The organism is Nostoc sp. T09, assembly GCF_002154695.1.
Classification (GTDB): domain Bacteria; phylum Cyanobacteriota; class Cyanobacteriia; order Cyanobacteriales; family Nostocaceae; genus Aulosira.
On sequence record NZ_MTAV01000039.1, the window covers coordinates 1 to 13,271 of the forward strand.

Here is a 13,271-nt window from a genome sequence, read left to right on the forward strand (position 1 = left end):
ATGATTTTTTCCCCTCAACACTTGCAATTTTACCTGTTTTAGGGAATGAAACAGCCCTGCTTTTCAAGGGGGGTAGGGGGGATCTAAATGTGCTTAAAAACACTACAAACCACTTTTCAAACAACCTCTAATCTCTGCCAGCATTATGAGCGAATGACGCAGCTATTTTTTGGCGATACTGAGTTTCATAATGGCAGCGCTTGATTACCCATTTCTTAGCGCTTCAGCAAGTATTTGTATAGTTTACTACCAATAACCTGATATTACTTTCCAAGTTACGATCAATAAAGAAGTAATAATTTTCTAAGGCAACACTAGGAGAATTTTAATGTTCATTGATGAATTGTCACCAATCTTTAAGGAATTTACTCAACATCCAGTCTCATTTTTGGGTGGATTGTTTTCGGGTGTGTTTCGACTCAACCTTGCAGACGATCCCGTAAAAAGCTGGCTAGATAAACAAACAGGTTCAACCAGTTATACTTCGGCTGCAACTGAGGCCAATAATGGTAAAGCTGCTGGCCCTCAACAAATTGCGATTGAGTAATAGTTAGATAGGTTTTAGTAACTTGAAGGTCTGCCGCTCATGGGCAGACCTTTATTTTTAAAATAAATGTACCAATAATCCTAAGTAGATTTGCTCAAATGTATTACCGTAACTTGGCGATTACCCTAGGCATAACAGCCATAAAATATTCATTTCTTTAGTTTATCTAAAAACACATCTAGGTTATCAAATTACCTTTCTAAGATAGAGGCAGCGACCATCATAAATTGCCATAAACGGCATCAGCAGAACCAACACACAGTCCTAGGGAGAACAACACAATGACTCAAGCGCCTGAATCTTTAAATTTGTCTAACAACTACGCTGGAGATAAGACTTTAGATAGAGATTGTACAACGTTATCCCGTCACGTCTTACAGCAATGTCAAAGTTTTTCCTCTGAGGCACAGGATCTGAGTGCCCTCATGAATCGAATTGGTTTGGCAGGCAAACTCATTGCACGTCGCCTTAGCCGTGCTGGATTAATGGAAGGTGTTCTGGGTTTTACAGGGGAAGTGAATGTGCAGGGAGAATCCGTCAAAAAGATGGATGTTTACGCCAATGACGTATTTATTGCTGTTTTTAAGCAAAGCGGCTTAGTTTGTCGCTTAGCTTCTGAGGAAATGGATAAACCTTACTACATTCCAGAAAACTGTCCCATTGGCCGCTATACCTTGCTGTATGACCCAATTGATGGCTCCTCCAACACCGATAACAATCTCAGTTTGGGTTCGATTTTTGCCATTCGGCAGCAGGAAGGCAACGATACCGATGGCAAGGCTGTTGACCTGCTCACTAATGGACGCAAGCAACTTGCCGCAGGATACATACTCTATGGTCCTAGCACAATGCTGGTCTATACTATAGGTAAGGGCGTTCACTCATTTACCCTTGATCCCAGCTTGGGTGAGTTTATTCTCACAGAAGAAAATATAAAAATTCCCAATCACGGCTCGGTGTATAGCGTGAACGAAGGAAATTTTTGGCAGTGGGAAGAATCGATTCGGGAATATATCCGCTATGTCCATCGCACAGAAGGCTATACAGCTCGCTATAGTGGGGCAATGGTGAGCGATATCCATAGAATTTTGATTCAAGGCGGAGTGTTTCTCTATCCAGGTACAATTCAAAAACCAGAAGGTAAATTGCGCCTGCTTTATGAAACTGCTCCCCTAGCCTTTTTGATTGAGCAAGCAGGGGGTCGTGCCACCACAGGATTGGTAGATATCTTGGACGTAGTACCGAAAAAACTGCATCAGCGCACACCTCTAATTATTGGTAGCAAAGAGGATGTAGCTAAGGTGGAGTCTTTTATTCAGAACGGTCACTAGTACCGCTGTGCGGAGTCAAAAAGCCTATTTCATCAGCTTTTCATGGATTTTGAATAGGAGCTTTATTTCCGCTCTGCTGCACTAGTAAGAGTCACAAAGGTATCAAAAACGCTGTGAGCATCCGCCACTAAGTAAGTAAAAGTTAATTACGGCGATTGGGAATGCAGAATAGCTCTTTTGGAAAGTGAAATAAACATTATCTCAGCTGGTCGATGCAATAAGTGATTGGCAACGCCACAATTCAAAAGTCACCATCAACATTTGATGGGTTTTGCCAACTTCACTTAGAAACATCATTAACAGGAGTGAAATAAACTTAGCTATGGCAACCAATCATCTATTAGAGATTAAACAATACGGTCAAAGTATCTGGATGGATAATTTGAGCCGTGACATTATTCAATCAGGCGAACTCAAAAATCTAGTTGAGAATCAAGGAATCTGTGGGATTACTTCCAACCCAGCCATTTTTGAAAAAGCGATCGCTGGTAATGTGATTTATGATGCCGATATAGAAGCTGGAGTTCGCGCTGGCTTACCCACATACAAAATTTATGAATCCCTAGCTTTTGCAGATATCCGCACTGCTTGTGATATTTTACGCCCTGTATATGAAGCCTCGAATAGACTAGATGGTTATGTGAGTATCGAAGTCCCACCAACCATTGCCCATGATACTGAAGCCACAATCAACGAAGCCCGCCGCTATTTCCAAGAAGTTGGGCGGGAAAATTTGATGATTAAAATTCCTGGTACAGAAGCTGGATTGCCAGCAGTGGAACAGGTGATAGCTGAAGGCATGAATGTCAATATCACACTGCTGTTCTCAGTAGAAAGCTACATTAACACAGCTTGGGCTTATATTCGCGGCTTAGAAAAACGGGTCACAGCAGGTGAAGACATCAGCAAAATAGCTTCAGTAGCTAGCTTCTTCCTCAGCCGAATTGACAGCAACATTGACGCTAAGATTGATGCTAAGTTGAAAAAAGGCGTTGATGATATTGCCGTAGAGGCAAAACTAAAAGCTGTGAAAGGGAAAGTAGCGATCGCTAATGCCAAGATTGCTTACCAAGAATACAAGAAAATTATCAACAGTGAGCGTTGGCAAGCCTTAGCCGCAAAAGGAGCTAAAGTACAGCGCTTACTTTGGGCTAGCACTAGCACCAAAGACCCCAGCTACAGCGACGTTATGTATGTCGATGAGTTGGTTGGCCCAGATACTGTCAATACCCTACCACCAGCAACAATTACCGCCTGTGCAGATCACTGCGATGTCGCTAATCGTGTGGAAACAGGTGTAGAAGAAGCTTACACGCTGATAGAAAACCTCAAAGATCCTGACATCAATATTGATATCGATACCGTGATGGACGAACTGCTAGTTGAAGGAATTGATAAATTTGTCCAGCCCTTCCAGTCATTAATGAACTCTTTAGAAGACAAAGTCAAGCTATTGTCACCAGTGTAGGGATTAAGGATTGGGGGCTAAGGACTAGGAACTTGTGAAGAGTTTTCTCAATACCTAATACCCAGTACCCAATCCTCGATCTTCAGTCCAAAATCCAACATCTCAAATCCAACATTGTTATGGTCAGTCTGCTAGAAAATCCCCTGCGCGTTGGTCTACAACAGCAAGGGATGCCCGAACCCCAAATTATAGTTATCTTTGGCGCTTCTGGTGACCTTACCTGGCGCAAACTAGTACCAGCACTGTACAAATTGCGACGAGAACGCCGCATTCCACCAGAAACTACTATTGTCGGTGTGGCACGTCGGGAGTGGAGCCACGACTACTTCCGCGAGCAGATGCAGAAGGGCATGGAAGAGGCTCATAGTAGTGTCGAGCTAGGCGAACTCTGGGAAGACTTCTCTCAAGGTCTGTTCTATTGTCCTGGGGACATAGACAACCCTGAAAGCTACCGGAAACTGAAAGACTTATTGAGCGAACTCGACCAGAAACGTGGCACAAGGGGAAACCGGATGTTCTACCTTTCTGTCGCTCCTAACTTCTTCCCAGAAGCTATTAGGCAGCTAGGGGGAGCGGGAATGCTAGACGACCCATACAAGCACCGTTTGGTGATTGAAAAGCCTTTTGGTAGAGACTTAGCTTCTGCCAAGAGCCTTAATAAAGTCGTACAGAAATACTGCAAAGAAAACCAAGTTTATCGCATTGACCACTACTTGGGTAAAGAGACTGTTCAGAATTTGCTAGTGTTTCGCTTTGCCAATGCGATTTTTGAGCCTTTGTGGAATCGTCAATTTGTTGACCATGTCCAAATTACTGTGGCAGAAACCGTAGGAGTTGAAGACAGGGCTGGGTACTACGAAAAAGCCGGGGCACTGCGGGATATGTTGCAAAACCACCTGATGCAACTTTATTGTTTGACCGCAATGGAAGCACCGAACTCAATGGATGCCGACAGTATCCGTACCGAAAAAGTAAAAGTGCTTCAAGCTACTAGACTTGCAGATGTGAATAATTTGTCCCGTTCCTGTGTGCGCGGTCAATATAGCTCTGGTTGGATGAAAGGGCAACCAGTTCCAGGGTATCACCAAGAACCAGGAGTTGATCCTAACTCGACAACACCCACCTATGTGGCGATGAAGTTTTTGGTAGATAACTGGCGCTGGCAAGGTGTGCCATTCTACCTGCGAACTGGTAAGCGGATGCCCAAGAAAGTTAGTGAGATTTCCATCCACTTCCGCGAAGTCCCATCTCGGATGTTCCAATCTGCCGCACAACAGCGGAATGCCAACATTTTAGCGATGCGAATTCAACCGAATGAAGGGATCTCCCTGCGTTTTGATGTCAAAATGCCTGGGGCAGAATTCCGCACCCGTTCCGTTGATATGGACTTTAGTTATGGTTCCTTTGGCATCCAAGCAACTTCCGATGCTTACGATCGCCTATTTCTCGATTGTATGATGGGCGACCAAACATTATTTACACGGGCAGATGAAGTGGAAGCCGCTTGGCAGGTAGTAACACCAGCCCTTTCCGTTTGGGACGCACCCACAGATCCAACTACCATTCCCCGGTACGAAGCAGGTACTTGGGAACCAGCAGAAGCGGAACTCTTGATTAATCAGGATGGTCGTCGCTGGCGCAGACTGTAAGTATTAGTCATTAGTCATTAGTCATTAGTCATTAGTCATTAGTAAAAACCTCAATGACAAATGACAAAGGACAAATGACAAAGGACAAAGCGCAAAGTCTGAGCGGAGGCGTCCTCCGATCAGAACTTTGTAAGAGAGGACAAATGACAAAATCCAAAATTGACTATGACTTCCCAAGCTCCTACGATTTTCTCACTGCAAGCACCAAAGGATATTTCGCTGACAGAGATAGAAGCGGAACTTAATCAAATTTGGCAAAGCTACGGCATTGCCGGTGATGATGGTGCGCTTCCCGCGGCAACTCGCGCCACTACTTTTACCTTAGTGGTTTACGAGCCAGAACAAACCCAGTCTTTATTGGCGGCTTTAGGCTTTTACAAGGGACCGATTGACGGAATTTTAGGACCGCAAACGAAAGCGGCACTACGGGAAGCACAGAAAAAATATGAACTGCCTCAAACCGGAACCGCGACTCCAGAAACCCTCGCTATCTTGCGAGAAAAATTTGCCAAAGGTCAACGAAACGGATCTATTGCGGAAAGTAGTGCTAGTAGTATGCCCTATGGTGTAGATGCGGCTAGCCCCCGGATTGCTGATGAGATTGCTATCCGCAACCCGTGCCGCATTATTGCTCTGTGTCCTATTGTCGGTGAAGATGAAGGTGTTAAAGCTCAAGTTTCTGCTTATTGCCCCATCCAAAAGCAATCTTCAAGTACACTCATCTGCTGTGAATACATAACCCTGTCTGGAACTCCCAGCGCCTTAGAACGGATAGGAGGAATGATTCCAGCATTGTTGATTGGTGGCTTGCCAAAGTTTCTCTGGTGGAAGGCAACACCAGACCCCAACAACTCTTTATTCAAGAGACTGGCTGCTGTTTGCAATAATGTCATCGTAGATTCTTGCAACTTTAACAAGCCAGAACACGATCTACTAAGCCTACAAGAGTTAGTAGAAAATGGTATACCTTTAGCTGATTTGAACTGGCGACGCTTGGCCGCGTGGCAAGAATTGACAGCTCAAGCCTACGACTCACCTCATCGTTGTGGTGCCCTTAAAGAGATTGATCGAGTTAACATTGATTACGAAAAAGGCAACCCCACACAAGCGTTGCTGTTTTTAGGTTGGCTGGCAAGTCGATTGCAATGGCTACCAATTGCCTATGAAAAAGAAAGCGGAGATTACGAAATCGCTAAAATTCGCTTTGTTTCCCAAGATCAAAAGCAAGTAGAAGCTGAATTAGCAGGAGTTCCAGTTGCTGACGCGGGTGAAGTGGCTGGCGATTTAATTGCTCTACGCCTGAGTTCTACCAATCTCAACGCAGACTGCGGTACAGTGATTTGTACTGAGACTGGTGGTTGTATGCGGATGGAAACACATGGTGGTGCCCAGTCCGCAGGTTTGTTTCAACAAGTAAGTTCTCTTTCGGAACAAAAGGCAGAAGCATTGTTGAGCCAACAGGTGCAGCGTTGGGGTCATGAGGCACTTTTTGAAGACACCTTGGCAATCACAGCGCAATTATTAAAGTTAGGAGAGAAGAGTTAGCTCAAGCTAGCAACAAGAAAATTTTCCTAGACCAAGAAAATACTTCAATCGCCTCCAGATTTTAAGATATTGTTATCTCAAGTCTGGAGGCATTTATCTAAACTGTTATTTTTTAAATAAAACAATTCTAGTGCTTCTAGCGAAACTAGAAATTTGCAGATGTTGTTGAACATTCAATAATTTTACTAATTCAGACTTTTTCAAGACCTGTCTTTTTTTATGGCTTTAGTAATTGCCGGAGAACGTAGTGGGGTGGGCAAGACAACAGTTACGCTCACCCTTTTAGCATCTTTATGTCGTCGCGGTATCGCGGTGCAATCTTTTAAGGTTGGCCCGGACTATATCGATCCGATGTTCCATCAGCATGTAACTGGTCGTGCTTGTCGGAATTTAGACCCAGTGCTAACTTCTGAAGCTTATATCCAGCAATGTTTTGCTAAACATAGCCAACAGAGTGAATATGCTCTGGTAGAAGGAGTAATGGGCTTATTTGATGGAGTATCGTCATTGGTCATTGGTCATCAGTCATTTGCAAAGCACAAAGGACAAATGACAAATGACAAAATACCAATAACTGACTTTGCTAGTACAGCACACATTGCGCGATCGCTAGATTTACCTGTGGTGTTGGTAATTGATTGCAGTCGTTTGTCTGGTTCTGTGGCAGCGATCGCTCATGGTTATTGCTCTTTTGATCAGAGAATTAAAATAGCTGGTTTAGTACTCAACCGTGTAGGCAGCGATCGCCATCTTTCTTTACTGAAAAATTCTCTAGAACCATTAGAATTAACCATTCTCGGCGTGTTGCGGCGTCAGGATAACATTACAATTCCCGATCGCCATTTGGGTTTAGTACCCACAGCAGAACTCCCGGAACTGGATGCTGTCATCAATCGCCTTGCCGATTTAGGTGATGCTTGCTTCCACTGGGAACGCTTATTACCTCTGTTGCAGAGTCGAGATGAGGGGGACAGAGGAGAGAAGGGGGATAGAGGAGACAAGGGAGACAAGGGAGACAAGGGGGACAAGGGGGAGAGAAAAGAATGTTTTAATTTATCTACTACCTCTGTAGTCAGGATTGCAGTAGCTCGCGATCGCGCTTTTAATTTTTACTATCAAGATAATTTAGACTTGTTGCAACAGTTGGGTGCAGAACTGGTTTTCTGGAGTCCTCTAGCTGATAGTGAATTACCAGAAAATGTGCAGGGAATTTATTTTGGCGGAGGTTTTCCAGAAGTTTTTGCCCAGCAACTTGCAGACAATATCAGCGTCCGTAACGCAGTGAAAACAGCAATTTTGCAGGGAATGCCAACAATTGCTGAGTGTGGCGGATTGATGTATTTGTGTGAGCAAATTATCGATTTTGCAGGTAAATCTTGGTCGATGGTAGGAGTGTTACCCACATCTACTCAGATGGGAGGACGCTTAACTTTAGGTTATCGTCGTGCAATCGCTTTACAAGATAATCTACTAGTATCAGCAGGTACAAATGTTTACGGGCATGAGTTTCATCGTTCGCGTTTAATATCAGCACCCAAGCAGCCGTTGTTTGATACTTACCGTTACGATTGTGAGGAAAATATGGGATATGAAGGATGGGATTTACCTGCGAATCTTCACGCCTCTTATATTCATTTACACTGGGGAGCAAGTGTAGAGATCCCGCAGCAGTTTATTAAGAAATGTCTGGAATTTCAAATAGATTCACGATGATCGGTAGAACGCAGATGGCAGAAGGGAAAAACTGTGAATTCTATCCACCTACTTAAAAGCCTATAGCAATCTATATTATTTGTAAAAATCCCGCTAACCTCAAAGAACTAACAACGCCTAAAATCCTTACCAATGACAAATGACAAAAGACTAATGACTCTGAGAAGTACCGACATTAATGTTTTCATTTAGTCTGCGAATTAGACGCGATAGCTCACGAATGATATTGACTGCAATTTCGGGAGTTTCTTCAATGGCGTCATAAAGTTGCTCTTGTGTTAGTTCCAAACAATCACAAGGTTCCAAAGTTGTTGCGGAAGCAGAACGGGGCTGTGTATCAAAAACTGCCATTTCGCCAAAGTACTTTCCCTTATCTACCTCTGCCAACTTTTTATCGCCAATGTGAACTTTGACGCGACCAGACACAACAATATAAAGCGATCGCCCTTCTTCTCCTTGCCTAAAGATGGCATGATTAGAGGGAAATGACAGCTCATTCATCACAGAAGCAAGGCGCACGATAAAATCATCCCGCAATTCCTTAAAAATGGGGACTCGCCGCACAAATAATAAACGGTCAACGCTGGTTAGCATGATTGCAAGTTAAAAATCAAACATTATTTTAGGTCATGTTTAACAGTTAGTTAGTAGGATAGCACCTGTGAAACCCTGCAACGCTGCCAAGATGTACTGTAAACAAAATATATCTTTGGATGATGGTTTACTTATACATACTCTGGGAGCAGTAGAAATGCGATCGCTCTGCCGCTAAAAATGGTTAGCTAGGAGCAGGGGAAAATAATTTATAGCTGTAATTTAGCGAAAAGGTTGGCTACCAAGGAATGTTCTGGAAATGGTGCTTGAGACTATTAATAGTATTCCTAGGGCTGTGGCTACTCTTGGATATAACTTCCCGTTTAGGAGTAGAAATTTTCTGGTTTCAGGAAGTCGGCTATTTGCAAGTATTTCTGTTAAGACTGGTAACTCGGGGCGGTTTATGGGTAGCCGTGGTAGGCATAAGTGCTGCCTATCTATTGGGAAACCTGCGATTAGCACAACGGTTAAAGTATCCTCGGCTTCTGAAAATTGCGCCAGTTAGACGTGAGGAAGCAGAACTTAGTAGTGAGTTAAAAAACTTTCTCAGTCCTCAGTATCCCAGAGGCGATCAAACCCAGGCACCTAATACGCAACGCTTCATACAATTAAGATTGCGCTGGCTGCTACCGTTAGCTTTGGGATTGAGTTTGTTGGTAGGGTTGATGCTGGCTCATTACGCTGAGATTATTTGGTCGTATTGGTCTGCTGACGTTAACAAGGCTAATCTACCTGTTAGCGCTGTGTTCCAACTAGAGAACATTTGGCATTTAGGAAGAAAAATCATTTCCCAAGTCTGGTATCTCGGTTTAGTTGGAGCAATAGCGATCGCTCTATTAATTTATCCGCAATTTTTGCTCACGGCGATCGCTATTTTGTTCAGTTTCCTATTTGGACTAATAGGTTACCAAAATTGGGCAAAGGTGTTGGAATATTTCCATCCCACTTCCTTCAACAGCAGCGATCCGCTATTTGGTCGAGATATTAGCTTTTATGTATTTTCCCTACCAATCTGGGAACTTTTAGAACTCTGGCTGATGGGATTATTTTTGTATAGCTTCCTTGCTGTTACCCTTACCTATCTCCTATCAGCAGACAGTCTCAGCCAGGGAATTTTTCCTGGGTTTTCACCACCACAGCAGCGTCATTTATATGCTTTGGGTGGTGGATTCATGCTAGCTGTTGCCTTCAGTTATTTGTTGAGTCGTTATGAATTAGTATATTCATCCCGTGGAGTAAGTTACGGTGCTAGCTATACCGACGTGATGGCACAGTTGCCAGCTGACAACGTTTTGTTTGTTCTGGCGGTGGCGATCGCCTTCTACCTATTGTGGCAAACGATTTTCTGGAAACCAAAATCCCCACATCGCCGATTCGTGTTTTATGGATTAGGAATTTATCTGGCGCTGACGGTAGTAGGTGGTTTTCTCATCCCCACTGTGGTGCAATATTTAGTGGTTGAGCCTAATGAATTGCAACGAGAGCAACCCTACATTCAGCGTACTATTGCTTCGACGCGGCAAGCATTCGATTTAGAAGCGATCGATGCTAGAACGTTCAACCCTCAAGGTCAATTAACTGAAGCTGATCTGAAAGCAAATGACCTAACAATTCGTAATATTCGCCTTTGGGATCAGCGGCCATTGTTAGACACTAACCGTCAGTTGCAGCAAATTCGACCTTATTATCGGTTTCCTGATGCTGATATTGACCGCTACACTCTGCAAACAGACGTAACTACCAGCCGACCAGCCGCGCCACCACCAAATCCTCAACAAAAACCCGTAGTTAGAACAGAACAGCGGCAAGTACTTATTGCTGCACGCGAGTTAGACTACAGTGCCGTACCACAGCAGGCTCAGACCTGGGTTAACCGCCATCTAATTTATACCCACGGTTTTGGTTTTACCCTTAGCCCAGTTAATACAGTTGGGCCAGGTGGTTTACCTGAGTATTTTGTCAAAGATATTAGCGGTGATAGCAGCGCCCTCACCACTTCGAGTAAAGCCATTCGCGACAGTATTCCTATTGGCCAGCCACGAATTTATTACGGTGAAATTGCTAATAATTATGTAATGACTGGTACAAGAGTTAGAGAACTGGACTATCCCAGTGGTAGCGACAATGTTTACCACAGCTACGATGGACGAGGTGGAATTACTATTGGTGCAACCTGGCGGAAGTGGCTATTTGCCAGGTATTTGAAGGATTGGCAGATGGCGCTAACCAGAGATTTTTTACCAGATACAAAGGTTTTGTTGCGGCGAAATGTGAAGCAACGAATTCGAGCGATCGCACCTTTTTTAAGGTATGACAGCGATCCTTATTTAGTTGTTGCTAATGCCAATCTTGACAATACTAATCCAGATTTCCCAACTAATCAAAACTATCTTTACTGGATTGTTGATGCCTACACAACAAGTCATCATTATCCTTACTCAGACACTGATAGCGATGGCATTAACTATATCCGCAATTCCGTCAAGGTCGTAATTGATGCTTACAATGGCACTGTTAACTTCTACATTGCCGATGCCACTGACCCGATAATTGCTACTTGGCAGAATATCTTCCCTCAACTATTTAAACCTTTGAGTGCGATGCCTGCAACTCTCAGCAGCCATCTTCGCTATCCGGTAGACTTTTTCAAGATTCAATCTGAACGTTTGATGACATACCACATGACCGATAGTCAGGTATTTTACAATCGGGAAGACCAATGGCAGATCCCTAACGAAATTTATGGCAGTGAAGCCCGTCCCCTAGAACCGTATTATTTGATTACCAGCCTACCCAACGTATCCTTAGAAGAATTTGTCCTATTACTGCCCTACACTCCTAAACAACGGACTAACTTAATCGCTTGGCTAGCAGCGCGATCGGATGGTAAAAACTACGGTAAGTTGTTACTGTATGTCTTTCCTAAAGAACGCTTAGTTTACGGACCAGAGCAAATTGAGGCGAGAATTAACCAAGATCCAATAATTTCTCAGCAAATTTCTTTATGGAATCGCCAAGGTTCAAGAGCTATTCAGGGTAATCTCTTGGTGATACCGATAGAACAATCCCTGCTTTACGTCGAGCCAATTTATTTAGAAGCCACACAAAATAGCTTGCCCACCTTAGTGCGGGTAGTCGTCGCTTATGAAAACCGAATTGTCATGGCACAAACCTTAGAACAGGCATTACAAGCAATCTTTCAACCACAAGTGACACCAGCCCCTGCAATTATCCGTCCGCTTGAGGAAGCAACTCCACCCAGTTAGTAGCAGATTTGACGAAAAAGTAAGGTTTCCTCAGGTTCAGGAAGCAGGACGATAGTTAAAAATATTGCTTGGCAATTTTGAAATTTGGCATATAATCTTTAAAAAATTAGGCTTTGCCCCGGTTTTCTGAGTTTATTTTCATATTTCAAAATCTCCCAAAAATGAAAAACTTCATCCCATTGTTACTAAGTGTGGCTTTAGTTAGTAACACTGTTGCTTGTAGTAAGCCAAACGATCAAGTTGCGACTAGTACTAATTCTACTAAAACTAGTAATCCTCAAAATTCACAAGTATCCATACCAGCAGGAACAAGTTTTGATACTACCCTTCAACAAGGGTTGTCGACGGGTAAAAATAGTAATGATGAGGGCTTTAGTCTCCGAGTAAAAGACTCTGTAAAGGGCGTAAAACCTGACTTAAAAGATGCTCAAATTCAGGGACATTTAGAAAATGTAGTCAAAGCAGCTAAAGGTAAAAAAGCTACTTTACGTCTAGTTTTTGATGAAATTACGTTCAAAAATGGTGAAACTTATCCCATTGATGCTGCTTTAGTAAATACTCAGGTAGAATCAAAAACCAAAGGGAAATTTATCCAGAATGCTGGACTGATTTTAGGCGGAGCAGTTGCAGGTCATTTTGTCGGCAAGAAAACTAATGTGAAACATGGTGGTTTAGCAGGTGCTGCTGCTGCGACTGCTTATGTTCTATCTAGTCCTGGGGGTGAAGTAGTCCTCAAAAAAGGCACAAAAATTAAACTAAAACTCAAATCTGCTCTTGGTAGTACACAATAAAATGCATTGAGTAGTTACTGCTGGCATAAAATTATGGTTTCTCTAACAAACTTTTGGTAGTAAAATGATTTAATATTTATTAATAACTACCAAAATTGCCAGCAGTTAGAAAATAAACTAATTATCGAAATTTTATATTTGCTCGAATTCTATTGATATTTGGATTCTATTAGTGCTAATTCTAAGTTGCTTCCTAAGTTAATAAAGTTCGCACCAGAGTAATAGCAACCTACCTATTTTGGAATAATTTTGTGAACAGTCCGATCGCATTAGTTTAGTTTTGTTACATTTGAGTTTGAGATTGGACATCAAGCAGCAAAAATAATTCAGTGACTAAGCACCTTTACCAGCCAACGCTGTTCCATTG

At 43.0% G+C, this 13,271-nt stretch carries 9 protein-coding genes; 8 read left to right on the top strand and 1 reads right to left on the bottom strand.

Features of this window, described 5'->3' with window-relative positions:
* The first annotated feature begins 328 nt into the window (after positions 1 to 328).
* From BV372_RS10075 to BV372_RS10100, 6 genes are all read left to right on the top strand, one after another.
* The gene (locus tag BV372_RS10075) at positions 329 to 547 is read left to right on the top strand and encodes a hypothetical protein (RefSeq protein WP_086686369.1); all 219 of its coding nucleotides are present in this window, start codon (positions 329 to 331) and stop codon (positions 545 to 547) included.
* Positions 548 to 828: 281 nt separating this feature from the next.
* Positions 829 to 1,878 carry a class 1 fructose-bisphosphatase gene (gene fbp, locus BV372_RS10080; RefSeq protein ID WP_086686370.1) on the top strand — a complete coding sequence of 350 codons (1,050 nt, stop codon included), beginning with the start codon at positions 829 to 831 and terminating at the stop codon, positions 1,876 to 1,878.
* Positions 1,879 to 2,200: 322 nt separating this feature from the next.
* Positions 2,201 to 3,346 (top strand): transaldolase, encoded by a 1,146-nt coding sequence (tal, locus tag BV372_RS10085; protein WP_086686371.1) that lies wholly within the window; start codon positions 2,201 to 2,203, stop codon positions 3,344 to 3,346.
* A 119-nt stretch (positions 3,347 to 3,465) separates the two neighbouring features.
* Positions 3,466 to 4,995 (top strand): glucose-6-phosphate dehydrogenase, encoded by a 1,530-nt coding sequence (gene zwf / locus BV372_RS10090; protein WP_086686372.1) that lies wholly within the window; start codon positions 3,466 to 3,468, stop codon positions 4,993 to 4,995.
* A gap of 165 nt (positions 4,996 to 5,160) precedes the next feature.
* Positions 5,161 to 6,540, top strand: coding sequence for a glucose-6-phosphate dehydrogenase assembly protein OpcA (gene opcA, locus BV372_RS10095; RefSeq protein WP_086686373.1), 1,380 nt, complete (start codon positions 5,161 to 5,163; stop codon positions 6,538 to 6,540).
* A gap of 219 nt (positions 6,541 to 6,759) precedes the next feature.
* Positions 6,760 to 8,253 (top strand): cobyrinate a,c-diamide synthase, encoded by a 1,494-nt coding sequence (locus tag BV372_RS10100; RefSeq protein ID WP_086686374.1) that lies wholly within the window; start codon positions 6,760 to 6,762, stop codon positions 8,251 to 8,253.
* Positions 8,254 to 8,403: 150 nt separating this feature from the next.
* Here the strand turns inward: BV372_RS10100 and BV372_RS10105 are convergent, their stop codons facing one another.
* Positions 8,404 to 8,847, bottom strand: coding sequence for a cyclic nucleotide-binding domain-containing protein (locus BV372_RS10105; protein WP_086686375.1), 444 nt, complete (start codon positions 8,845 to 8,847; stop codon positions 8,404 to 8,406).
* Positions 8,848 to 9,095: 248 nt separating this feature from the next.
* On the opposite strand from BV372_RS10105, the gene BV372_RS10110 reads away from it, so the two are divergent.
* Both BV372_RS10110 and BV372_RS10115 read left to right on the top strand, forming a co-directional pair.
* Entirely contained in the window at positions 9,096 to 12,113 is a 3,018-nt protein-coding gene (locus BV372_RS10110; RefSeq protein ID WP_086686376.1) for a UPF0182 family protein, read from the top strand.
* Between the two features lie 161 nt (positions 12,114 to 12,274).
* Positions 12,275 to 12,904, top strand: a complete 630-nt coding sequence (locus tag BV372_RS10115; protein WP_086686377.1) for a hypothetical protein — start codon at positions 12,275 to 12,277, stop codon at positions 12,902 to 12,904.
* Positions 12,905 to 13,271 lie beyond the last annotated feature (367 nt).